The organism is Sphaerisporangium sp. NBC_01403, from assembly GCF_045040145.1.
GTDB classification, from domain to species: Bacteria; Actinomycetota; Actinomycetes; order Streptosporangiales; family Streptosporangiaceae; genus Sphaerisporangium; species Sphaerisporangium viridialbum.
In genome coordinates this window covers 561,556-584,780 of record NZ_CP109534.1, presented here as the reverse complement: position 1 = coordinate 584,780, position 23,225 = coordinate 561,556, and the positions used below count along the sequence as shown (strand labels likewise).

Here is a 23,225-nt window from a genome sequence, read left to right as displayed (position 1 = left end):
AAGCTCGGCTCTGCCGGCGAGGTCAGGTCTGCGCGGGCAGGCGGCCGGAGTCGATCGAGTCCAGGAGGCGGGCCGCCGCGCCCAGAGCCGCCGCGCCGTAGCCGAGGGTGGAGACGACCAGGCGCGTGCCGCCCGAGTCGGGCGCGAAGCTGCGGCGCGCGAGCTCCTCCCGCGCGGCGGGCAGCACCCAGGGCGCGAGCGCGACGTAGTAGCCGCCGAGGATCACGACCTCGGGGTTGAGCACGTTCGCGATGATCGCCACGCCCCTGCCCAGGTTGGCGCCGACGGTGGCGAGCGCGGCGAGGACCTCGGCGTCCTCGCCCCGCGCCAGCCGTACGACCTCGTCTATCTCGGGCTCCAGCTCGGCGGGGGTGGCGTCCGGCGCGGTGTGCTGGAGCACGGCGCCGAGGCCCGCGACGGCCTCCAGGCAGCCCCGGCGGCCACAGCGGCACTCGGGACCCGAGGGGTCGATCTGGATGTGGCCGATCTCCCCGGCGAACCCCTGGCCGCCCCGGCGGAGCCGTCCGTCCATGATGACGCCCGCGCCCACGCCGACCTCGCCGGTGAGGTAGACGAGGTCGTCGGCTCCCCCGTGCGGGCCGAAGCGGTGCTCGGCGAGCACGGCGAGGTTGGCGTCGTTGTCGACCAGGACGGGGAAGCCCGGATCGCGCAGCGCCTTGGCCAGGTCGCCGGACAGGTCGACGTCGCGCCAGCCGAGGTTCGGGGCGATGCGCACCGTGCCGCTCACGTCGACCAGGCCCGGCACCGCGACGGTGAGGCCGAGCACCTGGCGGGCCTCCTTGCCCATGCGGTTGAGCACCCGCCGGGCGAGCGCGGCCACGGCGGCGACGGCCTGGTTGGGCGTCGCGGTCGCGCCCGCGAAGGAGCGCCGCCACGACAGCAGCTCGGTGCCCGAGAGGTCGACGGCCACGGCGGTCAGGTAGTCGACGTTCACCTCGATGCCGATCGCGGCGTACGGCGAGCCGTCGAGGACCAGCATGGTCGCGGGACGGCCCACGCGGTTCTCGGTGAGGCCGGTCTCGCGGAGCAGGCGGCGGTCGACGAGGTCGGCGACCAGGCTCGACACCGTGGCCTTGTTGAGCCCGGTGGACGCCGCGATGTCCGCCCGGGAACAGGGCGCGTTCTCCCGTACGAACCGCAGCACGACCGCGAGGTTGGCGGCCCTGACATCGGCGAAGTCCGCCGGTTGAGGGCCGGTGTGCGTATTGATCAAAATCAGCCCCGTTCCCGCTGAGCCCCGGTGGGCTCATCATGCCGCATCGTCGAGCAGGTGGTCATGCCTCGCCCCTGTGCTCCCTCGTCGCGCCGCGTCATCAATCTGTGACCGCCACCCGGCCGAACGCCGGCGGCCTTCCCTTGTGGCGTAGGTCACCCTCGGCTAATTTGTTTGGGCGGAAGACGAACTAACTCTACCTCGGAGCCCGCCTCTGCCAACACCCTTGAAAGCCGGCACTCCGCCGATTCGAACGATACGAAGGGAAACCGCCGTGACACCCCTCGCAGCCGACCTGACCTCTGCTGCTCGACACCATGACCGGAGCGCGCCGTGACGCCTCCCCCGGGCGCCCGCCCCAGCCGCCGGGGTTTCCTCGGCCTGGTCGGCCTCAGCGCCGCCGCGCTCGCGGGCGGTGGCGTGCTGACCGCCTGCTCGACCCCCGCCGGGCGCAGGCCCGGCAGCGGAGGCGCCACCGCCGCGATAGCGGACAAGCTGACCTCGCTCACCCCGTCCTACATCCCCTTCCAGGGCGTCAAGCCGGACATCCCCGGAACCACCTCGACGCTGCTCGGCGTGCCCGATGTAGGCGGTGGTTTCCTGAAATATCCGGCGAACCTCGCCGACGCGATCCCCGGGAAGGCCGGCAAGGGCGGCAGCTTCAAGGCGATGACCCCACTGTGGGGCCCGCCCCCGCCCGGCCTCGCCGACAACGCCTACTTCCAGGCCTGCAACGCCGACATCGGCGCCACCGTCGAGTTCCAGATCGCCGACGGCAACACCTACGGGGACAAGGCGACCGCCCGGCTCGCCGCGGGCGACATCCCCGAGCTCATGGTCGTCCCCCAGTGGGAGATCGAGAAGATGGCCGACTTCAACCTGGCCGTCGACAAGGCCTTCGAGGACCTCACCCCCTACCTGCAGGGCGACAAGGTCAAGGCCTACCCGATGCTGGCCAACCTCCCCACCGCGGCGTGGACGTTCTCCGTCTTCAACGGCAGGCTGATGTCGGTGCCGTTCCCGACCGAGCCGTTCCCGTACGCGCTGCTGTACCGCAAGGACATCTTCGACGCCAACAGCGGCTGGGCCCTCCCGAAGACCGCCGACGAGCTGTACGAGCTGGGCAAGGCCATCACCGACCCGAAGGCCAAGCGCTGGGCGTTCGGCGACATCCACGAGATGGTATGGCCCATCTTCAAGGTCCCGCAGGAGTGGCGGTACGAGGGCGGCAAGCTCGTCTTCAAGTACGAGACGCCCGAGTTCGAGCAGATGCTCGCGTTCATGCGGAAGCTGTTCGAGGAGAAGCTGATCCATCCGAGCGTCGTGAGCAGCAAGGGCACCAACGAGAAGGACCTCTTCGCCTCCGGGCAGATCATCTTCTACCGCGACGGCCTCGGCGCCTGGAAGGAGCTGCTCCAGCAGCACCGGGGCAAGAACCCCGGCTTCGCCATCGGCGCCGTCCCGCTGTTCTCCAGCGACGGCAGCCCGCCGATCATGTACCACAACAGTCCCGCGGGGATCTTCACGTTCGTCAGGAAGGGCCTCGGCAAGGACAGGATCGAGGAGCTCCTCGGCATCCTCAACTGGTGCGCGGCCCCGTTCGGCACCAAGGAGTACGAGCTCGCGACCTACGGCGTGGAGGGCAAGCACTTCACCAGGGACGCGCAGGGCGTGCCGCAGTACACCGACCTCGGGCGCAAGGAGGCCCAGCCGTCGTACGTCTTCCTCGGCGGGCGGCCGATCGTCGCGGACTACGTCATGTTCCCCGACGCCGTCCAGGCCAACCTGGAGTGGCAGAACAGCAGCTTCCAGTACATCGAGAAGACGCCGCTCGACGGGATCCGCCACCAGCGGCCGTCCAGGATGTCCGGCCTGCAGATCCCGACCGAGGACAAGTTCACCGACATCATGCGCGGGCGCAGGCCGGTGAGCGACGTGAAGCAGATCGTCGCGGAGTGGAAGCGGGACGGCGGGGACGAGGCCCGCGACTTCTACATGAAGGTCCTGCGGGACAACGGCCGTGCGTAGGAACCGCGCGCACATGGGGTGGCCGGGGTGCTGAGAAGGGAAGCGAGGACCGGCCCGGCGGGTGACCTGACCTCACCCGCCGGGACCGGCACCCCCAACAATGTCCGTAAGGGGACCCCTAAGGCAAGCCGGAGCACCAGAAATACGGCCCCGACCGGGGCGATCACGGCCAGGAGGCCGTTCCTCGGCCGCCTGAGACGCGACTGGCCGCTCCTGCTGATGACGCTGCCGGCGGCCGGCCTGCTGCTGGTGTTCCACTACGTGCCCCTGCTCGGCAACGTCATCGCCTTCCAGGACTACTCCCCCTATGTCGGCATCAGGGACAGCCCGTTCATCGGGTTCGGGAACTTCCAGTGGCTCCTGCAGGATCAGAGCTTCTGGGACGCGACTCTGAACACGCTGGGCATCACGACGTTCCAGCTCGTGTTCTACTTCCCCATCCCGATCGCCCTCGCGATCCTGCTGGACAGCGTCGTGCGGCCCCGGGTGCGGCTGTTCATCCAGGGCGTCGTCTACATGCCGCACTTCTTCTCGTGGGTGCTGGTCGTGACGCTGTTCCAGCAGATGCTGGGCGGGGCGGGGCTGGTGTCGCAGATCCTGCGCGACCACGGCTACCAGGGCATCGACGTGATGACCGACCCCGACACCTTCATCCTGCTGCTCACCGGCGAGACGGTGTGGAAGGACGCGGGGTGGGGGACGATCATCTTCCTCGCCGCGCTGGCCGCGATCAACCAGAACCTGTACGAGGCGGCGGCCGTCGACGGCGCGGGCCGGTGGAGGCGCATGTGGCACATCACCCTGCCCGGCCTGCGCCCGGTCGTCGTCCTGCTGCTGATCCTGCGCCTGGGCGACGCGCTCAACGTGGGGTTCGAGCAGTTCTTCATCCAGCGGGACGCGGTCGGCAGGGAGGCGGCGGAGGTGCTCGACACGTTCGTCTACTGGCGCACGCTGACCACCGGGGAGTGGAGCTATGGCGCGGCGGCCGGGCTGGTCAAGGGCCTGGTGGGCCTGCTGCTCATCCTCGTCGCCAACAGGGTCGCCCACCGGTTCGGAGAGCAGGGGATCTACAAACGATCATGATGACGCACACTTCGCGGCCCATCTGGGACGAGCGGCCGAGCCTCGCCGGGCGGCTGGCCAAGGGGCTGGTCCTGACGCTCATCGTGGCGGCCGTCGTCTTCCCGATCTACATGGTCGTGCTCACCAGCCTGTCCACGCAGGACACCGTCACCAGGGCCGGCGGGCTGGTGTCCATCCCCGGCGAGCTGTCCCTCGGGGCCTACCAGGAGCTGTTCTCCGGCGGGGTGGTGACCCGCGCCGTCATGGTCAGCGTCGGCGTCACGACGGTGGGCACGGCCATCAGCCTGGTCACGACCGTGCTGGCCGCGTACGGGCTGTCGCGGCCAGGCTCGCTGTTCCACCGGCCGCTGCTGTTCATGATCCTGCTGACGTTCCTGTTCGGGCCCGGCATCATCCCGAACTACCTGCTGGTCAGCTCGCTCGGCCTGATCGACAGCTACTGGGCGCTGATCCTGCCCTCGGCCGTGACGGCGTTCAACCTCGTGGTCATGCGGGCCTTCTTCATGAACATCCCGCAGGAGGTGACCGACAGCGCGCGCGTCGACGGCGCCGGGGAGTTCCGCATCCTCGGGCGCATCGTGCTGCCCATGTCCAAGGGCGTCGTCGCGGTGATCGGCATGTTCTACGCGGTGGGCTACTGGAACTCGTTCTTCAACGCCGTGCTCTACCTGAACGACAACGCCAAGTGGCCGCTGCAGGTCGTGCTGCGCCAGTACGTGCTCCAGGGCCAGTCGCTCGTCGTCGGGCAGACCAGCGACACCATCGCGGGAGAGGCCCTGCCGCCGAGCCTGGCGATCCAGATGTCGATCGTCGTCCTCGCGCTGGTGCCCGTGCTGGTGGTCTACCCGTTCGTGCAGCGCCACTTCACCAAGGGAGTGATCATCGGCGCCGTCAAGGGCTGAGCCGCCGTGACGAGCCTCCCGCCCGTCCTCCGGGCGGGAGGCTCGTCACCAATGGATCACACGGCACGGACGTTGACCGTCAGCGCATGGCCGCGCCGACGCGGTCGACGAGCTCGGAGACGCCCTTCTCCCTGGCGCAGTGGGCGCAGCAGTACCAGTGGCCGTTCGCCTCGACGCCATGGCCGACGATCCGGCACCCGCAGTGCTCGCAGGACGGCGCCATGCCCTGGATCGCGCATTCGAAGCTGTCGTAGGTGTGCACCCCACCCTTGGTGTGGATCTCGAAGCTCATGTAATAGTCGTTGCCGCACACTTCACACTTCGCCATGATCTTCCCTCCGGGCCGCTTTCTACCGAGCTACCCACGAAAGGGCAGAAGGGACTGCAAGCCGGTGTATTCCTGACGCAGATTTGGTGATCCGGACACAGAGCTTCCACAGCGAGACGAAGGTATGCGGCACAGAGCCCTCGGCCCGACTATCCGGCCGAGGGCTCTCGGGGTTCGTCAACTTTCAGCCGGGGAATCGGCCGAGCTTCACGCCTCCGAGGAAGGTCTTCCACTCGCCCGGGGCGAAGACCAGCTCGGGGCCGTACGGGTCCTTCGAGTCGCGCACGGCGACGATGCCAGACAGGTTCGTGGCAACCTCGACGCAGTCGCCGCCGTCTCCGCCAGACCATGTCGACTTGCGCCACCGCGCACCAGTCAGGTCCATTTCTGCTTCACCACTTCCTCGATCATCTTGCAGGACAGGTGTTGCGGGTAAGCGTCAGCCCGGACGGCGTCATAACGACTCACCAGCTCTGCGATCGTGCTCCTGTCGGTTACTGTCCGTCCCCGAGGCTGAGACTCCACTCGAACCGTATACGGGTTTCCGCGCATTTCGGCAATGATGCAGGCGCCGAGCAGCCCGGGTAGCGCCTCTGCGCTATAGGGGACGATCTGGATGGTCACCCTGGGATGGCGCGCCATCTCCAGGAGGTGTTCCAGTTGCTCACGCATGACGGCGGGGCCGCCGACTGGGCGGTGCAGCACACCTTCATCGATGAGGCTCATGAGCATGGGCGGATTGTTCCGAGAAAGGATTGTCTTCCGTTGCATCCGTCCCGTGACGCGCTGTTCCACCTGCTCAGGGGTGATTCCGGGCTCGCGCTCGAATATGCGCCGTGAGTAGGACTCTGTCTGAAGCAGACCAGGTATGAGAATGGGCTCCCAGCTTCGGAGCGTGGTGGCTCGTTGCTCTTCCACAGCCCAGTCGCGGAAGTGGGCCGGGACGGGGGGCGGGGGCGGCCAGACCTCCGCGTACAGGCGGGTCATGACGCCGTCGAGGCCGAAAACCTCGTCGCACAACTCGGCGAACCGCTCGGACGGCCGGAACTTGGACGTCTCGACCATGGCCACCGCGCTGGTGGAGAAGCCGATCCTGCGGCCTAACTGCTTCTGGGTGAGCTCCGCCGCCAATCGGTGGCGGCGAAGCTCGTACGCGAACCGAGCACGCGGCGACTCCTCGGGGTCGATGTCGATCATTTTGGTCATGAGGTCCCCTCGCGACACCTGGCCAGACCTGACTCACTGACCTCAGAACAACTCTGAAGTCATTCCGTAGTCAATTCGCTACCAAGCGTAATGTGCTGGCTCCAGGCTTGGGGCAAGAAATCACGACTACGTGGGCGCATCCGGGAAAGCCGAACTCATCGCAAAGCCTTACCTCGCCCATGGTGATCACCTGATTAAGCGGAACGAGCATTCGTGCTCGGCACGAGCGAGGGAAGTCCATGACCGGCACGAGAAGACGGCAGCAGTATCTGGAGTTCTTGGCGCACCCCAACGCGCCGTCCCAGGCACGGCGTCACGTCAGAGCCGTGCTCTCGAACTGGGACATACACGAACTCATCGACACGGCGGAGCTGATCGCCTCCGAACTGGTCACGAACGCCATCCGCGCCGTCCAGGACATCGGCACCCACAACGAGCCGGCCCACGGAAGCGCCGAGATCGTCTGGATCGACCTCTACCTCCAGGACGCGAACGTCGTACTCGAGGTCTGGGACCCCAGTGTCACCGCACCCGCCCTGAAGTCCCCCGAACCCGACGACGAAGGCGGCCGAGGCCTCTGCCTCGTCGACACCCTTGCCACAACCTGGGGCTACAGATGGCCCACAACCGGCGGCAAAATCGTCTGGTGCACCCTGCCCGCGAGACGCGGCTCGCAGGTCAGGGTGCGATAGACCCGAGATCGACAGACCTCGCGAGAGGCCGAGAGCCCTGGGGAACTCCGATGACTCCCGCTCTCCGATTCGGAACAATGGGAGAGTGAGGCTAGATGAGCTGGAAGAACTGCGCCCCACCATCGCAGAACTGTGCGCTAAGTACGGCGTGGTCGAACTCACCCTGTTCGGGTCTACAGCAAGAGGTGAGGCAGACCCGGACAGCGATATCGACTTGCTCTACCTGAGAGGCCCCCACGCCATGAAAGGGCTCGCCTTCTTCGGCTTCCAGGAAGAGTTGGAGGCACTGCTTGGTCGCCCAGTCGATCTACTGCCCAAGACCGGCCTGCACTGGGTGATCCGTGATCGGGTGCTCACCGACACTGAGGTTCTATATGGCGCCTGACAGCTCACGCTGGGTGACCTCATGAGGCGCACGCTCTGCCATGCGCTCACCGTACTCGGTCGCGCACTACGAGGTGCCACAGCAAGGAGCCTGACGACGCGAGATTCCACGAAACCCCGATGCGCTTCGTAGCCATTCCATTACCCTAAGTTGACATGATGATTACTACGGAATGTCATCGGGTGGGCACGCACCGCCCGGGTACACTCCAACCGAAGCCCCGAGCCCCGGAGGTGCAGGATGGCGAAGATATCGATCGATGTGGACGATGCGGCCCTGGCTGCGGCCATGGCGATGTACGACACGTCAAGCGAGGAAGAGGCGGTCAACACCATCCTGCTGGAGACCACAGCAGACTGGCGGCGCCGCTCCGAGGCATTCGATCGGTTTGTCGAGCTGGCCAATTCCGGCGCCCTGGACCTGGACTGGCTGATGGACAAAAGGAACTACCGAGGTGGCCATGCCCCGGTACCTGATCGACACCAGTGCGCTTGCTCGCCTGACGCGGCGTACGAGCCTTCGGGCGAAGTGGCAGCAGACACTCCACAGAGGCAGGGTCGGCCTGTGCCCGATCACCGAGCTGGAACTGCTGCTTAGCGCTCGGTCCTTCGGCGACAGGTGTTCGGTTCTCAGTGAACTGCAGGACGAGTATTGCTGGATCCCGATGCCAGATCGCGTCTTTCAGCGAGCGGCCGAGATCCAGGAGTTGCTGACCAAGCAGGGGCTGCACCGGTGTGGTAGTCCTGTCGATCTTCTCGTAGCCGCGACTGCCGACCTCAACAACCTGATCGTTCTGCACTACGACCGCGACTTCGAAAGCATCGCGAGGATCACAGGTCAACCCGTGGAGTGGCTGGCTCCTCCAGGGTCGTTGAGCTAGAAGTCAAGAGCAGGAAGGGCCGGGGCCGAAAGGTCCGGCCCTTCCTGCTATGTGGAGATTCAGCGGAAGTCCGGGGCGGGGACGGTGGAGATGGGGAGGCCGCCGAGGTGGGTGGCTGTGGGGATCAGGGTGGTGGGAGGCAGGGTGGCGTCGGTGGTGGAGATGACGGCGAGGGCGAGGGTGTTGGCGCCGTGGTGGCGCAGGAGGCCTTCCTGGAGGTAGAAGTCGCGCTGCGGGCCGATGTCGCCGGAGAACTGGCCGACGTTCAAGCCGTTGAGGAACACCAGCACGCGGTAGCCCAGAGGAAGGTCCCCGGTGCCGTCGGGAGCGCCGAAGCGCAGCGCCACCGAGGTGTCCTGGTCCTTCGGGAGGTCCAGGCGGAAGGTCGTGCGGAGCCAGGTGACCCCGGGAGCGACCGCTCCAGCCGCCCTCTGCCACGAGCCGTCCGGGTATCCCGGCAGGTGCCAGCCGGAGCGCTCGCCGTACAGGCCACCGGTGTTGAGCGGCCCGCGAGCCGGATCGGCGAGGTTCTCGCCGCCCCGGGCGCCCTGGATCTTCCATGTGATGGGCGCGGCCGAGCCGGTGATCGAGGCGCCGAACAGGCCGCGCGACTGCTTGAACCGATTGTCGTCGGCGGTCCAGTCGTCGTTGTTCCCCATGTTCTCCACCAGGACGGACAGCACGGCCTTCTCCCCCGGCTTGAGCAGCCCGGACGGGATCGCGAACTCCCCCGGGCCCGGACGTGGGGTGTGGGCGTCGGTGTCGGCCTCGGTGCCGCCGGCGGCCGATCCGAGGTAGTGGCCGTTCAGCCAGGCGAGATAGATGCCCCGCTTGCCGGTGATCGCGCTCGTCGACACGGCGGTCTCGGTGCCCGTGGCGGTGAAGTGTCCCCGGTACCAGACGTTGCCGTAGTCGAAGCCGTACTCCTCGGCGAACAGGACGGGAGCGGCCCCCGACTGGTCGGTGGGAGGCTCGTACGGGATGGTCGTGGTGGTGCGGTCGGCGGCCGTCCAGCCGGAGTCGTCGAAGCCGGGCCGAGCCTCGGGCGCCTCCGCACGCGTACGCCATCCGGTCAGCGCGGGCAGCTTCACCGGAGCGGGGCCGGGGAGCGAGCCGAGCAACGAGCCGCCGGCCGTCGTACGGACCCGGACCGGCTCGCCGTTGACGGCGAGCTTCCGTGCCGGGCCGAACACCTCGATCTCGCCCGCCTTGTCGGTGTCCGCGCGCAGGTCGACGGTGTTCCCCCGTACGGCGGCGGAGCGGACGAGCGAGGTGCCGCGCACCAGCACCGGCCCGTCGCCCGTGTCGGCGCGCCGGAGGCCCACGTCGAGCTCCAGTTCCCGGCGTCGCAGCAGTCGTTGGTCGTGATCGGCACGTCGATGCCGTCGGCCCGGGCCTTCGCCTGGATGGCCTGCATGTACTGCGCATCGGTGTTGACCGCGTACTCATTCTCGGCGTTGTAGAGGATCACCGAGCCCCCGCGGGTGAGCTGGTGTGGTGCGATGAGCCGGTCGATGTGGCCGAGCCAGTCCTGGTACGCCTGCGTGTACCCGGGCGCGCTGGTGCGGGCACGGCCGGGCACCCTCTTCAGCCATCCGGGGAACCCGCCGCCGCTGGTCTCGGCGTTGATGTACCCGGCCGTTCATGCTGATGGACCTCCGTTGCTTCGGACGGTGGCGTGAGCGACCTTCGGAACGGTCGAGAGGATGCCCACTGATGATCCGCCGGTGAGGCGTCCTGAGACCTCCGCCGGGTCGCGCACCGTGAACGGCGCCGGACACGCCCTCCCACGTCCCGCCGCGACGGCGCCGGAAGAAAGGCGCGGCAGCGGCGGGAAGTGGGTGGCCGGTCCGGCGAAGGCGACCCCTCGGCCAGGCGGACGGCAACCCGGCGAAGGTATCGGTGGGCCTACTTGGTCAGGGCGAAGTCCTTGACGCGGAGGTCGCCGGTGAAGACGAGGTAGAGGTCGTGGAGGCCGGCGGTCTTCGACAGGGGGGCCGTGGTCTCGGTGTAGGAGTAGACGCCGCCTGTGGCCGGCACCTGCGCGGTGCCGAGCAGCCTGCCGGTGGGCGAGCCGAGGCGGACCTCGATCTTCCCGGCGGCCGTGGCGGCGACCCCGGCCGTGAACGCCGTCGCCCCCTTGCCGAGGTCCGCGTCCTTGAACGAGATCCAGTCACCCGTACCTGTGCCACCCACGGCGTCGCCCGACGCCTTCGTCTCGTCGACGAGCTCGACGCCCGCGTAGTCGTCGAAGTCGGCGGCCCGGGTGACCTTGAACAGGTCCCGGTGCGGGATCCGCTCGCCGTTCACGCTGAGCGTCGTGCGCTGGCGGACGCTGTCGGAGGAGCCGCCGACCAGCACGTCGTGCTCGGCCTTCTCGACAGCCCAGGTGTTCCGGGTGACGTCCCACAGGGCCAGGTCGGCGGCCTTGAACGAGAGCGTCACCGTCTTGGTCTGCCCGGCGGCCAGGTGCACGCGCTGGAAGGCGCGCAGTTGCTTCACCGGCTGCTTCACTCGCGAGGACCGCTGGTGGGTGTAGAGCTGGACCACCTCGTCTCCCGCCACCTTGCCGGTGTTGGTCACCTTGACGGTGGCCTCGACGGTCCCGTCCGGCTTCACGGAGTTCGAGGCCAGCTTGAGCCCCTGATACCCGAACGTCGTGTAGCTCAGCCCGTGCCCGAAGGGGTAGAGCGGCTTGGCCGCGGAGTACAGGTAGGTGGCGCCGGTCTTCACGATGTCGTAGTCGAGGATGTCCGGCAGGTCGGCGGATGATTTGTACCAGGTCTGCGTCAGGCGCCCGGCCGGGTTGGCGTCGCCGAAGAGCACGTCGGCCAGGGCGTGCCCGGTCTCGGCGCCGGCGTGCGTCGTCCACAGGATCGCCGGGACGTTCGCCTGCTCCCAGCCGATCGTCGTCGGGTAGCTGTTCTCCAGCACCACGACGGTGTTCGGGTTGGCCTTCTGGACCGCCTTGACCAGGGCTTCCTGCCCCTCGGCGAGGTTCATGTCCATGCGGTCGTGGTCCTCGCGGCCGTTGATGAACGGCATGCTGCCGACCACGACGACCGCCGCGTCCGCGCCCTTGGCCGCGGCGACGGCGGCGTCCACCCCGCTGCTCACGGTCTCCTTGGCGAACCTCGCCGCCTGGTCGGCGGTGGTGAGCGCCAGGGTGCCGTCGGCGTTCGCCCTGAGGTACTTGTTCGGGCCGAACCAGTCGTAGGCGGTCTCATACCCGGCGTACCTCAGCAGGTATGCGCCGTCGGCCTGCCGTTCGAGCTTGAACTGCTGCTGGACGAACCACCCGTTCGGCTGGTCCTGGTCGTTGACGAAGCTCGACCAGTTGTAGCCGACGTACTTGCCGTTGGCGACGCTGCGCAACGTCAGGATGCCCTGGCCCCAGTCGAAGACGTCGAACTTCTCGGTGTCGCCGGCCGTGGTCGCGCCCTCCTTGAGGACGGCCCCGGCCGCGCCGGTCCCGGCGGTGACGTACTTGCCGGTCGCGAGGTCCTTGAGGGCGATGCGGTCTGCGCCCTCGGTGCCGGTGACCGTGCCGCCGCCGCCGAGGCGCTCCTTGATGCCGTCGAGCGGGGTGACGCGGTACGGCAGGCTGCCCGAGTACCAGTCGGTGTACAGCGTCTTGGACAGCGGGCCGACCACGGCGACCTTCTTGGTCGTGGCGGGAAGGGGCAGGGTCCTGCCGGAGTTCTTCAGCAGCACCATGGCCTCGGCCGCGGTCCTGCGGTTCAGCGCCTGGTGCTCGGGGCTGTTGACCACCTCCTTGCCGATCTTCCCGTACGGCCCGCCGTCCGGGTCGAACTCGCCGAGCCGGAACCGGATGCTCAGGATGTGCCGGACGGCGGTGTTCACGTCCGATTCCTTGATCAGCCCCTGGGAGAGGGCGTTGGTGATGGCCGTGGTGGTCGGGCCCGCGTTGGTGTCGTCGACGGTGTAGCTGTCGATGCCCGCCTTGAGCGCGGCGGCGTCCGCCTCGGTGAGGTTCGGGTAGTACGCCTCGGAGCCGACGAGGTTGTTCGGCGCGCCCGCGTCGGTGACGTTGAGCAGGTCCCTGGTGGTCCAGGAGCGCACGGCGGTGTTCAGGGCGGGGTTCACCGTGTTGGGACGGCCGTTGACCAGGTTGTACGAGGCCATGACGCCGGTGGCGGCGTCGGCCGCGATGGCCGGCTTGAACGCGGCCTGGTCGTACTCCCGCTCCACCCGTGGCCGCAGGCTGGAGGAGGTCGTGTCGCGGTGCACCTCGTTGTTGTTGGCGAGGTAGTGCTTGAGCGTGGGGGCGGCCCTGAGGTGGTCGGGGTCGTCGCCCTGGATGCCCGAGCCGTACGCGGTGGAGATCGCGCCGGTCAGGAGCGGGTCCTCGGAGTAGCCCTCCTCGTTGCGCCCCCAGCGCGGGTCGCGCAGCAGGTTGACGACGGGGGCCCACAGGTTCAGCCCCCAGACCCTGGGGTTCTGAGCGTTGAAGCCGCGCGCCTCGTCGCCGACGGCTGCGCCGACCTTCTTGATCAGCTCGGTGTCCCAGGTGCTCGCCAGGCCGACGGCCTGCGGGAAGACCGTGCCGTTCGCCGTGACGACGGCGCCGCCGTGGTCGATGTCGGTGGACCAGGCGACTCCGTGCAGCGCCTCGGTGCCGGTCTTGAACAGGCCGATGCCGAGGCGCGGGATGGCGGGCTGGTACTGGTGGAGCAGGGAGATCTTCTCGGTGAGCGTGAGCCTGCCGAGCAGGTCGTCGATCCTCGCGCTCAGCGGGAGGGACGGATCTCGGAAGGGGAGGTCCTCGGCCGCTCTGGCGGGTGCCACGAGCAGGGTCATCAGCAGGCCGAGGACGGCCGCGATCCATAAGGGTCGTCGAAGGGACATGGCGCCTCCAGGTCAGGTGGTTGACGCGGGTTTTCGAAGGGGGTGCGGGCGGCCGCCTACTTGACGGCGCCCACCGTGACGCCGCGGGTCAGCGTCCGCTGGAAGATCAGGAAGAATGCGACGGCGGGCACGATGCCGAGCAGGGCGGAGGCGCTCGACATGGTGGCGTCCATCATCTTGTCGCCCTGCAGCACCCCGAGCGCCACCGGCACGGTCTGGTTGTCGTTGGAGATCAGGAAGATCAGCGGCAGGAAGAACTCGTTCCAGGTCCAGATGAAGAAGAAGATCATCAGGACGCTCAGCGTGGGGCGGCTGATCGGCACGACGATCCGCCAGAGCACCCTCCACCGGCCGGCCCCGTCCATGGCCGCCGCCTCCATGATCTCCCTCGGGAAGTCACCGAGGACGGCCGACAGCAGGTACGTCCCGAAGGCGCTCTGGACGACGGTGAAGATGAGGATCACCGCCAGCCGGCTGTCGTACAGGCCCACCTCCTTGGACAGGTAGTAGAGCGGGTAGGCGAGGGCCTCCTGCGGCAGCGTGTTGGCCACCAGGAAGAGCACGAGGATCCACAGCCGGCCGCGCACCCGGCCGATGCCGAGGGCGTAGGCGTTGAGCACCGACAGGACCACGGCGAGCACCGCGACCGCCGCGCTGATCAGCGTGCTGTTGAGCAGCTTGCGGCCGAAGTCGACGCGGTTCCAGAAGTCGATGATGCCGTCGAGGTAGATGCCGTGCGGCAGGCTCAGCGGCCCGTTGGAGGAGTACTCCGCCGGGGTCTTGACGGCGTTGAGCGTGACGACGGCGAAGGGCAGGAGCATCACCACGGCCAGCACGGCGAGCGCGGCGAGGATCGCCCACCCGCCGGGGCCCGCGCCGGCGGCACGGCCGCGCGCGTGGCCGGGCCGTACGAGATCTGCCCGTCGCCCGGCGCTCGTCCGACGTACCTGCAGGGAGGTCATGGCTTGCGCTCCTGGACCCGCAGGAAGAGGAAGGTCACGATCACGATGATGATCGCGAGCACGGTGGCGATGGCCGAGCCGTAGCCCACGTTGGCCTTCTCGAAGAAGTTCTGGTAGCTGAAGTACGACGGCACCATCGTGGCCTTGCCCGGGCCGCCCCGGGTGAGCACGAAGATCGGGCCGAAGACCTTGAGCGCGGCGATGGTGCAGGTCAGCAGGACCACGTATATCTCCGGTCTGATCTGCGGCAACGTGATGTGCCAGAACCGCCGCCACCAGGAGGCGCCGTCGATCTCCGCGGCCTCGTGCAGCGCCGGGTCGGCTCGCTGCAGCCCGGCCATGAAGATCACGACCGGGTAGCCGAGCTGGAACCACACCATGATCCCCATGACGGAGGCCAGGGCGATGTCGGGGTCGCCGAGCCAGTTCTGCGCCAGCGAGCCGAGCCCGACGGCCTTCAGCACCTCATTGAGCGCGCCGTAGGACGGGTGCAGCATCCAGCCCCACACGACCCCGGCGACCGCCACAGGCAGCACCTGCGGCAGGTAGTACGCGGCGCGCAGCGCGCTCGCCGTCCGGGCCCCGAACCTCTTGCCGATGTAGTCGAACAGCGCGGCGGCGAGCAGCAGGCCGAAGATGGTGGGCAGGACCGCCATGGCGACGATCAGCGCGACGTTGTGCTGGAACGAGGCCCAGAAGGTCTCGTCGGCGAGCAGCCGCCGGTAGTTGTCGAGCCCGGTCCACCTGGGCGTGCCGACACCGCTCCACCTGGTGAAGCTCGCCCCGACGTTCATCAGGAACGGCACGATGACGACCGCGAGGAAGAGCACCGCGCTGGGCACCAGGTATACCCAGTACCCCGTGCCCCCGCGCGGGCGCCGGACCGGCTCGGGCGCCCGCGCCGTTGCGTGCACGGCCATCAGTTGCCGATGTCGGCGAGGTTGTCGTTGTACGGCTGCGCGATCTCGTCCAGGACCTTGTCCGGGGCCTTGCTGCCGTTGATCAGCTCCTGGACGCCGGCCACCAGGGTGTCGTAGTAGCCGGGGGCGGGCCAGTCGGGGTAGAACGCGAGGCCGTCCTGTGCCGAGAGCTTGTTGAAGTTCTCGATCAGTTCCTTGTTCTTGTCGTCGGTGATGGCCGTGGGGTCGGCCGCGACGGGGACGCCGCCCGCGTTGCCGAGCTCGTTCTGGATGTCCTTCTTCATCGTCAGGTCGATGAAGTCATAGGCCAGGTCCTTGTTCCCGGACTTCTCCGGCACCACCCACAGGTTGCCACTGGAGCCCGCGCTCATCTGGTTGCCCGGCCACAGGAACGTGCCCCACTTGAAGTCCTTGATGTCGGAGCTCATGCGGCCGTACCACCAGCTTCCCGAGACCATCATCGGGAACTTGCCGGAGATGAACGAGGTGCCCATGTCCTCGGCCTTGATGCCGGCCGAGTCCTTGCTGATGTAGCCCTTCTTCACCCAGTCGGCGAAGGTGGTCGCGGCGTAGGTCAGCTCGGGGCCGTGGAAGTCGACCTTGCCCTTGTAGAGCTGGAAGGCGTCCACCCAGGGACGCTGCGCCTTGCTGAGCGCGAGCTGGTACATGATCTGCTGGGCGGGGTACTCGGCGCCGCCGACGGCGAGCGGCGTGATGCCCGCCTTGGCGAACTTGTCGAGGGCCGCCGTGAACTCCTCGAAGGTGGCGGGCACCTCGACGCCCTGCTTCTCGAAGGCGTCCTTGTTGTAGTAGACCATGACGTACTCGGCGTAGTTCGGGATGCCGAACCACTTGCCCGAGCCCATGACGCCCCTGTCGTCATAGCGGGCCGTGGTCTGCAGGCTGGGGCTGAGCAGCTTGTCCCAGCCGCGCTTGGCCGCCTGCTCGCTGAGGTCGGTGAGCAACCCCTGCTTGGACAGCAGGCCGGCCGTGGCGTTGCCCTTGTTGTACTCCATGAGGTCCGGGGCCTGGTCGGACCCGAGGACCATCCCGGCCGTCTTCTGGATCTGCTCGAAGCTCTTCTCCTCGAACTTGACCTTGACGTTCGGGTGGCTCGCCTCGAACCGCTTGATGGCGTCGGCCCAGGCGACGCCCATCGCGCTGGCCGCCCCCTCGTAGTGCCAGAGCGTCAGCGTCTTCGCCTCGCCGGAGCCGCCCCCGCCGCTCGTGTCCGTTGAACCTCCGGAGCCGCAGGCGGCGAGTGTCACCGCCGCCGCGGCGAGCGCGGCGACGATCCCTATCTTGGACATGGTGTTTCTCCAGGGGGTTGCTAGCCGGCGGCGACCGTGGCAGGGGCGCCGGCGACGGGAGCGATCTCGACGTTGGTGATGTGCTTGGGGCCGGAGGCGCGGACGTGGAGCACGTCGCCCTCCCTGGTGGCGGTGACCGTCGTGTCCCCGTCGACGTCCCTGATGGTGGTGCTGCCTCCGTCGCCGTAGCTGACGACGGTGACCTCGGCGAACGGCTCGCCGCCGACCGTGTCGCGCACCTCGGTCACCGGGATCAGCGCGCCGTGCCGTACGAACAGGGGGATCTGGCCGAGCGGCTTGGTGACCGGGATGTACCGGCCGCCGGTGTGCACCTCGTGGGTCCAGTAGTCGACCCACTCCCCCGCGGGCAGGTAGACCTGCCGGGTGCCCTCGGGGGAGGTCATCGGGGCCACGAGCAGGTCCCGCCCGAGCAGGTACTCCAGGTCCGCCTGCCAGGCCACCGGATCGTCGGGGTGGTCCACGCACAGGGCGCGCATCATCGGGGCGCCGGTCCGCGCGGCCTCGACCGCCGCCGAGTAGATGTACGGCATGAGCCGGTAGCGGAGCCGGATCGCCTCGACGGCGAGGTGCTCGACCTCGGGGAACTCCCACGGCTCGCGGCTGGTGGTGCCGTGGAAGCGGACCAGCGGTGACAGCACGCCGAACTGCGCCCACCGGATGTACAGGTCGTCGGCCGGGGTGCCGGTGAAGCCGCCCGCGTCGTGGCTCCAGAACGGGATGCCGGACAGCCCGTGCGACAGGCCGCCCCTGATCGTGCTGCCCATCGCGGGGAAGGAGGTGTAGGTGTCGCCGCCCCACTGGGCCGCGTGCCGCTGGCCGCCGAGGAACGACGAGCGGGCCCAGACCATGCCGTGCCCGTTCACTTCGCGGGTCACCTCGGAGACCGCGTCGTTGAACAGCAGCGCGTAGACGTTGTGCAGCTCGGTGCCGGTCATGCCGTTCGACGCCACCGAATCGGCCGGGACGCCCTCGGCGAAGTCGGTCTTGAAGACCGAGACGCCCTGCCGGAGCAGGGGGCGCAGCAGGCCCTTGAACCACTCGACGGCCGCGGGGCTGGTGAGGTCGACGATGCCGCAGGGCGGGTACGAGCCGTGCCAGGAGTCCGCGACGTACACCTCACCATCCTGATTTTTCAGGAAGTATCCATTTGCCGAGGCCTCGGCGAAGACCGGGCTGAGGTGAGAGATGTACGGGTTCATCCACAGACAGGTCTCGAAGCCCTGCTCCTTGAGCGTGGCCAGCATCCCCTCGGGGTCGGGAAAGCTCTCCGGGTCCCACCTGAGGTCCGACCAGTGCCCCTTGACCTGCCAGTAGCAGTCCAGGTGCAGGACGTCGCAGGGGATGCCCCGCTCGCGGATCCTCCTCGCCCGCGCCAGCACCCGCTCCTGGGTGTCCTTGAAGAAGCCCGAGGAGATCCAGCTCCCGAAGGCCCACTTGGGCGGCAGCGCCGGGGCCCCCGTGAGCAGGTCGTACCTCGCCAGGATCTCGGGGACGCCCGGCCCGCCGATCACGTAGTAGTCGATCAGGTCGTCCGGCACGACGATCTCGACGCAGCTGTGCGTCGAGCGGCAGACGTCGAACTCCACCGGCATGCCGCTGTCCACCAGGAGACCGTAACCCCGGCTGGACACATAGAACGGAACATTCTTATACGAACGATCAGACTCAGCGCCGAACGCGTCAAAGTTCCACATCAGCGGGCGCTGGCCGCGCTTGTCGAGCGGGGTGAACTTCTCGCCGAACCCGCCGAAGTGCTCGTCGGGCTGGGCGGCCAGGCTCTCCTGGTAGGCCACGGTCACGCCGCCGGCCAGGGAACGCCCGAACGGCAGCGTGCGCAGCCGGCCGCTGATGTCCACGTGGCCGGGGTCCTGCTCGGTCAGCAGGCGGCCCTCCGCGTCGGTGAAGCGCAGGTGCCAGGGATCGAGGGTGATCTCCGCCCGTACGGCGCCCGCGTCCACGACGACCCCGGCCTCGCCGGTCTCCACCCGCGCGCCCGCGAACGTCCCCGGGCGCACCATCTGGATGACCCGCGCGGAGCGGGTGCGGGCCTCCGTGTCCTCGCCCAGCCTCACGCGGATCACCCCCTCCCCCGCGACCGCCACCTGGACGACGAGCACCTCCTCCGCCGAGGTCGAGGCCTTGAAGGTCGCGCCCCGCCCGTCCGCGGCCGTCAGCTCGGCCCGGGTGAGCGCGGAAAGGCCCTGCTCTCCCCGCACGCGCACCGGGAGCTCCGGCGGGTCCGCGCTGAAGTACTCGTGCGCGATCAGAGGGGGACGGTACGGCATCGCTGCGCTCCTGTACGACACGAGGGAAGGACTCGCGAATTAGTTTGCCGACTATACGAACAAACGTCAACGCCGCCGAGGCCACGTTGACATGGCGCACCCGGGAAATTAGTTTGCCTACCGTACGAACTCCGAGCCCGTACGGCGGGCGGGGACGACGGGCGGGAACGCGGCGTGAAGTGGCCGAGGGGGATGGACGGGCTCTGCTACGGGGGCGACTACAACCCCGAGCAGTGGCCTGAGGAGGTGTGGCACGAGGACGTCGCGCTCATGCGCGAGGCCGGGGTCAACCTGGTCACCGTGGGCGTCTTCTCCTGGGCCTCGCTGGAGCCCTCACCCGGCCGCTTCGCCTTCGACCGGCTCGACCGAGTGCTCGGCCTGCTCGACGCGGGCGAGGTGAAGGTGAACCTGGCCACCCCCACCGCCTCTCCCCCGCCGTGGTTCGGTCTGGCCCATCCCGACGCGCTGCCCGTGACCGCCGACGGCACCCGGCTGACCCACGGCAGCCGCGACACCTACTGCGTGTGCGCCCCGCCGTACCTCGAGGCGTCGGTGCGCGTCGCCCGCGCGCTCGCCGAGCGCTACCGCGGCCACCCGGCGCTGGCCATGTGGCACGTGCACAACGAGTACGGCACGTGGTGCCACTGCGACCACGTGGCGGCGGCGTTCCGCGACTGGCTGCGCACCCGGCACGGCTCGCTGGACGCCCTCAACGACGCCTGGACCACCGCGTTCTGGAGCCAGGCCTACGGGGACTGGGACCAGATCATGCCGCCGCGCGCCACGCAGTACCTTCCGAACCCCGCGCAGGCGCTCGACTTCCGCCGCTTCCTGTCGGACGCCATGCTCGGCCACTACCGCGCCCAGAAGGCCGTGCTGCGCGAGCTGACCCCCGACGTGCCGGTGACCACGAACTTCGTGTTCGGGAGCTGGGTGCCGGTGAACAACTGGGAGTGGGCGCGCGAGGTCGACCTCGTCGCGATCGACCACTATCCGGACGACCGCGAGCGCGCGGCGGAGCAGACCGCGTTCGCCGCCGACCTCGCGCGCGCGTGGGCGGGCGGGCGGCCGTGGCTGCTGATGGAGCAGGCCGCCGGCATCGTCTACTCCGGCGCGCGCATGCGGGCCAAGCGGCCGGGCGAGACCGCCCTGCACAGCCTCCAGCACGTCGCCCGGGGGTCCCGGGGGGCGATGTTCTTCCAGTGGCGGGCCTCACGGGGCGGGGCCGAGCTGTGGCACGGCGGGATGGTGCCGCACGCCGGACCCGGCAGCCGGGTCTTCCGCGAGATCCGCGACCTCGGCCGCCTGCTCCCCCGACTGGCCGAGGTCCCCGGCGACGCCGCCGTTCTCGCGGACGCGGCCATCCTGTGGGACCCGGAGTCGTGGTGGGCGCTGGAGTCGCCGGGCCTCCCCTCGCGGGAGGCGGGCTACCTGGACGCGCTCCACCAGGCCCACCGGGTGCTGTGGCGCGGTGGCGTCACCGCCGACTTCGCCCACCCGTCCAGCGACCTGCGGGCCTACCCCGTGGTGCTGGTGCCGAGCCTCTACCTGGTCTCCGACGCCACCGCCCGCAACCTCGCGCGGTACGTCGAGCACGGCGGCACGCTGGTCGTCTCGTTCCTCAGCGGCGTGGCGGACGAGCACGCCCGGGTGCGGCTCGGCGGGCATCCCGGCGCGCTGCGCGACCTCCTCGGCGTCCGGGTGGACGAGTTCCTCCCCCTGGAGGAGCCCGTGGCGATCCTCCTGCACGGCGACGACGAGCCTCTTACGGTGAGCGGCTCGGTCTGGAGCGAGCGCGTCGAGCCGCGCGGCGCCACGGCGCTGGGGTGGTACGAGGGCGGCGACCTGGACGGCCTGCCCGCGATCACCCGGCACCGCCACGGCGCCGGCCAGGCGTTCTATGTGTCGACCCGCCTGGACGACGACGCCTACGCGGCCGTGCTGGCCGCCGCCGGAGTCCCCTCCGCGCCCGTTCCCCCTGGTGTGGAGCTGGTGCGCAGGAGCGGCGGCGGGGCGGGCTGGCTGTTCGCCCTCAACCACACGGCCGCCGGGCACGAGGTCGCGGTGGCCGGCACCGACCTCGTCACAGGCAGGGAGACCCGCGGCGTACTCCGCCTTCCACCGCGCGGCGTCGCCGTCGTCCGGACCCTCGGGATCGCCCCAGGCTAGATCGCTGAAGAGCACCTGGGGATCGCCGGTGGCCAGGCCGTCGCCGAGGACCGCGGTGAGGCCGAGGGCGAGCAGCACGACACCGGGCGCCACCGCCGCGAAGAGGGTGTGGCTTTTGGCCTTCTACGCGTCCGGCGCGCCAGGAAGTGCAACCGCTTAACAAGAGGACGTCAAGCGGCGGGAGCAATAGTCTGCTCAGGCACTCGGTGCCATGACGGAGGGAGAACAGCGATGAGACGCATCACGATCGCCAGGCCCCGCGCGGGACGCCGTACGAACAAGGCGTTCTGCCTGGATCTGCGATCGCCCTCCGGGCGCGCCCTGCCGTACTAAAGATCTTTACAATAGTCTTACGCCATCCTCTGTAGACATCTCATATAACGGAATCATCACGCCGGGGGGCTGGGATGAAAAGGCTTTCGGTGGTGCCCGCGTACGTGCCACGGCACAAGGTGCGCGACATCCGGTCGGCACACGGCCGGAGGTCTTCCAGCGAGTCCAAGGTGGTCCACCTGCAGGCGTACACCGGGCGCAACATCATCCGCTTCCCCCGCACGGGCGGCCCCACCCCCACCCCCGCCGCCTGACCGGCGCCTGATCCGCTCAACCGGAGGCCCGGCCGCGTCTGACCACGGGCCCGGCGAGGGCGACCAGGGCCGCGGCGAGGAACAGCGCCGCGAACGTGCCGCTCCCGGTGCCCTGGGCGACGACCCCCATGACCGCGACCCCCAGGGTGGCGCCGACCTGCCTGACCGCGTTGAGCAGGCCACCTGCCGTGCCCGCGAGGCCGGCAGGCGCCGCCGAGACCACATCCGCCACCAGCGCGGGAAGGCAGCACGACAGGCCGAACCCCATGAGGGCGAGGCCGCAGAACAGCAGCGCTTCGTTCCCCGCGCCGCTCCGTACGGCGAGGCCCGAGGCCGACAGGCCGGCGACCAGCAGCGCCAGCCCGGCCATCACCGGGGGACGCGGCCCGTACCTCGCGACGAGCCGCCCGGTGACCAGCGCGTTGAAGGTCATCGGCACCGTCAGCGGAAGGAAGGCGAGCCCCGTCTCCAGCGGGGTGAGATGCCGCTCGCCCTGGAGCAGAAGCGTGATCGCGAACAGGGCCCCCGAGAACGCGAAGTTCACCACCGCTCCCGTGCCGAGACCCCACCAGGCCGCCCTGAGCAGGCCTGCGGGCAGGGCGGGGGCGTCGCTACGCCGCTCGCGCCACACCAGTACGGCCAGCACGGCGAGCGCGGCGGCCAGGGGGAGGAGCGCGACCTCGGTGGCGGCGTCGGCGAGCAGCGCGAGGAACGCGCACGCGGCGAGCTGCACCGGCCAGTCGACGCGGCTCCGCCCTGCGGGCGAGGTCAGGCCCCTGATGAGGACCAGGGCGGCGACGGCGAGGACGGGATTGATCAGGAACACCGCGCGCCAGCCGTAGAGGCCGACGAGCAGGCCCCCGGCGAGCGGGCCCGCGGCGAGGGCGGTGCCGCTGACCGCGGCCCACACCCCCATGGCACGGGCGCGACCGGCCGGGTCGGGGTAGAGCTGGGCGATCAGCCCGAGCGAGCTGGACAGGCAGAGGGCTCCCGCGAGACCGAGCAGCGCCCGCAGCCCGACGAGGGCCCACAGGCCGGGGGCGAGAGCGCAGAGCAGGGACACGCCGCCGAAGGCCACGACCCCGGCGCGGAAGACGCGGGCCGCGCCGTACCGGTCGGACACGGCCCCGCCGGTCAGCAGCGACGCGGCGAAGGCGACGGTGTAGCCGTTGACCGCCCACTGCTGGCCCGCGAAGGACCCGCCGAGTGACGCTCGCAGGCCGGGTAGCGCGACCACCAGCACGGTGGTGTCGAGGAGGACGAGGAAGTACGCGAGCGAGAGCCCGAGGAGTGACCTGGGTGTAGTCCGTGTGAGCACGCCGGACACTCTGCGCCGTCCGGCCCCGCCGCTCAACAGGCCGAAC

Annotated in this window: 19 protein-coding genes and 1 pseudogene; 8 read left to right on the top strand and 12 right to left on the bottom strand. The window is 69.2% G+C overall.

Annotation, left to right across the window (positions count from 1 at the left end; all coding sequences use genetic code 11):
* Window positions 1-22 precede the first annotated feature (22 nt).
* A complete protein-coding gene (locus OG589_RS02485) occupies window positions 23-1,234 on the bottom strand; it encodes an ROK family protein (protein ID WP_405145751.1) in 1,212 nt (403 codons plus the stop codon).
* Between the two features lie 333 nt (window positions 1,235-1,567).
* Here OG589_RS02485 and OG589_RS02480 point away from each other — a divergent pair, with 333 nt between their 5' ends.
* The 3 genes from OG589_RS02480 (at window position 1,568) to OG589_RS02470 (ending at window position 5,247) form a co-directional block, all read left to right on the top strand.
* Entirely contained in the window at window positions 1,568-3,262 is a 1,695-nt protein-coding gene (locus tag OG589_RS02480; RefSeq protein ID WP_405145749.1) for an extracellular solute-binding protein, read from the top strand.
* Window positions 3,263-3,481: 219 nt separating this feature from the next.
* Window positions 3,482-4,345: an ABC transporter permease gene (locus OG589_RS02475; protein ID WP_405145747.1), complete on the top strand. Its 864-nt coding sequence runs from the start codon at window positions 3,482-3,484 to the stop codon at window positions 4,343-4,345.
* Complete coding sequence (locus OG589_RS02470; RefSeq protein WP_405145745.1) at window positions 4,342-5,247, top strand: carbohydrate ABC transporter permease; 906 nt, start codon at window positions 4,342-4,344, stop codon at window positions 5,245-5,247. The genes OG589_RS02475 and OG589_RS02470 overlap by 4 nt, the downstream gene beginning before the upstream one ends.
* Window positions 5,248-5,326: 79 nt before the next feature.
* Here the strand turns inward: OG589_RS02470 and OG589_RS02465 are convergent, their stop codons facing one another.
* From OG589_RS02465 to OG589_RS02455, 3 genes are all read right to left on the bottom strand, one after another.
* The gene (locus tag OG589_RS02465) at window positions 5,327-5,575 is read right to left on the bottom strand and encodes a hypothetical protein (protein WP_405145743.1); all 249 of its coding nucleotides are present in this window, start codon (window positions 5,573-5,575) and stop codon (window positions 5,327-5,329) included.
* A gap of 184 nt (window positions 5,576-5,759) precedes the next feature.
* Window positions 5,760-5,960: a DUF397 domain-containing protein gene (locus OG589_RS02460; RefSeq protein WP_405145741.1), complete on the bottom strand. Its 201-nt coding sequence runs from the start codon at window positions 5,958-5,960 to the stop codon at window positions 5,760-5,762.
* Window positions 5,951-6,772 carry a helix-turn-helix transcriptional regulator gene (locus tag OG589_RS02455; protein ID WP_405145740.1) on the bottom strand — a complete coding sequence of 274 codons (822 nt, stop codon included), beginning with the start codon at window positions 6,770-6,772 and terminating at the stop codon, window positions 5,951-5,953. The genes OG589_RS02460 and OG589_RS02455 overlap by 10 nt, the downstream gene beginning before the upstream one ends.
* Window positions 6,773-7,020: 248 nt before the next feature.
* Here OG589_RS02455 and OG589_RS02450 point away from each other — a divergent pair, with 248 nt between their 5' ends.
* From OG589_RS02450 to OG589_RS02440, 3 genes are all read left to right on the top strand, one after another.
* Window positions 7,021-7,473, top strand: a complete 453-nt coding sequence (locus OG589_RS02450) for an ATP-binding protein (protein ID WP_405145739.1) — start codon at window positions 7,021-7,023, stop codon at window positions 7,471-7,473.
* An 85-nt stretch (window positions 7,474-7,558) separates the two neighbouring features.
* Entirely contained in the window at window positions 7,559-7,858 is a 300-nt protein-coding gene (locus OG589_RS02445; RefSeq protein ID WP_405145738.1) for a nucleotidyltransferase family protein, read from the top strand.
* Between the two features lie 460 nt (window positions 7,859-8,318).
* Entirely contained in the window at window positions 8,319-8,738 is a 420-nt protein-coding gene (locus OG589_RS02440; RefSeq protein WP_405151940.1) for a PIN domain nuclease, read from the top strand.
* Between the two features lie 59 nt (window positions 8,739-8,797).
* Here the strand turns inward: OG589_RS02440 and OG589_RS02435 are convergent, their stop codons facing one another.
* From OG589_RS02435 to OG589_RS02405, 7 genes and pseudogenes are all read right to left on the bottom strand, one after another.
* Complete coding sequence (locus OG589_RS02435; protein WP_405145736.1) at window positions 8,798-10,063, bottom strand: beta galactosidase jelly roll domain-containing protein; 1,266 nt, start codon at window positions 10,061-10,063, stop codon at window positions 8,798-8,800.
* Between the two features lie 38 nt (window positions 10,064-10,101).
* Window positions 10,102-10,368: pseudogene (locus tag OG589_RS02430) on the bottom strand (beta-galactosidase); the annotation flags it as partial.
* A 278-nt stretch (window positions 10,369-10,646) separates the two neighbouring features.
* A complete protein-coding gene (locus OG589_RS02425; RefSeq protein WP_405145735.1) occupies window positions 10,647-13,607 on the bottom strand; it encodes a glycoside hydrolase family 3 C-terminal domain-containing protein in 2,961 nt (986 codons plus the stop codon).
* Between the two features lie 56 nt (window positions 13,608-13,663).
* The gene (locus tag OG589_RS02420) at window positions 13,664-14,569 is read right to left on the bottom strand and encodes a carbohydrate ABC transporter permease (RefSeq protein WP_405145733.1); all 906 of its coding nucleotides are present in this window, start codon (window positions 14,567-14,569) and stop codon (window positions 13,664-13,666) included.
* Entirely contained in the window at window positions 14,566-15,489 is a 924-nt protein-coding gene (locus OG589_RS02415; RefSeq protein ID WP_405145732.1) for a carbohydrate ABC transporter permease, read from the bottom strand. Before OG589_RS02415 ends, OG589_RS02420 begins: the two co-directional genes overlap by 4 nt.
* Entirely contained in the window at window positions 15,489-16,799 is a 1,311-nt protein-coding gene (locus OG589_RS02410) for an ABC transporter substrate-binding protein (RefSeq protein ID WP_405145730.1), read from the bottom strand. Before OG589_RS02410 ends, OG589_RS02415 begins: the two co-directional genes overlap by 1 nt.
* 20 nt (window positions 16,800-16,819) lie before the next feature.
* A complete protein-coding gene (locus OG589_RS02405; RefSeq protein WP_405145728.1) occupies window positions 16,820-19,105 on the bottom strand; it encodes a TIM-barrel domain-containing protein in 2,286 nt (761 codons plus the stop codon).
* A 192-nt stretch (window positions 19,106-19,297) separates the two neighbouring features.
* On the opposite strand from OG589_RS02405, the gene OG589_RS02400 reads away from it, so the two are divergent.
* Window positions 19,298-21,274 (top strand): beta-galactosidase, encoded by a 1,977-nt coding sequence (locus tag OG589_RS02400; RefSeq protein ID WP_405151939.1) that lies wholly within the window; start codon window positions 19,298-19,300, stop codon window positions 21,272-21,274.
* A gap of 407 nt (window positions 21,275-21,681) precedes the next feature.
* The gene (locus tag OG589_RS02395) at window positions 21,682-21,861 is read left to right on the top strand and encodes a hypothetical protein (RefSeq protein ID WP_405145726.1); all 180 of its coding nucleotides are present in this window, start codon (window positions 21,682-21,684) and stop codon (window positions 21,859-21,861) included.
* 16 nt (window positions 21,862-21,877) lie between these two features.
* On the opposite strand, the gene OG589_RS02390 is transcribed toward OG589_RS02395, so the two are convergent.
* Window positions 21,878-23,179, bottom strand: coding sequence for an MFS transporter (locus OG589_RS02390; RefSeq protein WP_405145724.1), 1,302 nt, complete (start codon window positions 23,177-23,179; stop codon window positions 21,878-21,880).
* Window positions 23,180-23,225 lie beyond the last annotated feature (46 nt).

Coding starts and splice junctions, on each gene's coding strand:
- OG589_RS02440 (WP_405151940.1), top strand. CDS start 8,319: ATGCCCCGGTACCTGATCGACACCAGTGCGCTTGCTCGCCTGACGCGG.
- OG589_RS02415 (WP_405145732.1), bottom strand. CDS start 15,489: ATGGCCGTGCACGCAACGGCGCGGGCGCCCGAGCCGGTCCGGCGCCCG.
- OG589_RS02450 (WP_405145739.1), top strand. CDS start 7,021: ATGACCGGCACGAGAAGACGGCAGCAGTATCTGGAGTTCTTGGCGCAC.
- OG589_RS02410 (WP_405145730.1), bottom strand. CDS start 16,799: ATGTCCAAGATAGGGATCGTCGCCGCGCTCGCCGCGGCGGCGGTGACA.
- OG589_RS02395 (WP_405145726.1), top strand. CDS start 21,682: ATGAAAAGGCTTTCGGTGGTGCCCGCGTACGTGCCACGGCACAAGGTG.
- OG589_RS02475 (WP_405145747.1), top strand. CDS start 3,482: ATGACGCTGCCGGCGGCCGGCCTGCTGCTGGTGTTCCACTACGTGCCC.
- OG589_RS02455 (WP_405145740.1), bottom strand. CDS start 6,772: ATGATCGACATCGACCCCGAGGAGTCGCCGCGTGCTCGGTTCGCGTAC.
- OG589_RS02470 (WP_405145745.1), top strand. CDS start 4,342: ATGATGACGCACACTTCGCGGCCCATCTGGGACGAGCGGCCGAGCCTC.
- OG589_RS02425 (WP_405145735.1), bottom strand. CDS start 13,607: ATGTCCCTTCGACGACCCTTATGGATCGCGGCCGTCCTCGGCCTGCTG.
- OG589_RS02420 (WP_405145733.1), bottom strand. CDS start 14,569: ATGACCTCCCTGCAGGTACGTCGGACGAGCGCCGGGCGACGGGCAGAT.
- OG589_RS02405 (WP_405145728.1), bottom strand. CDS start 19,105: ATGCCGTACCGTCCCCCTCTGATCGCGCACGAGTACTTCAGCGCGGAC.
- OG589_RS02460 (WP_405145741.1), bottom strand. CDS start 5,960: ATGGACCTGACTGGTGCGCGGTGGCGCAAGTCGACATGGTCTGGCGGA.
- OG589_RS02465 (WP_405145743.1), bottom strand. CDS start 5,575: ATGGCGAAGTGTGAAGTGTGCGGCAACGACTATTACATGAGCTTCGAG.
- OG589_RS02400 (WP_405151939.1), top strand. CDS start 19,298: ATGGACGGGCTCTGCTACGGGGGCGACTACAACCCCGAGCAGTGGCCT.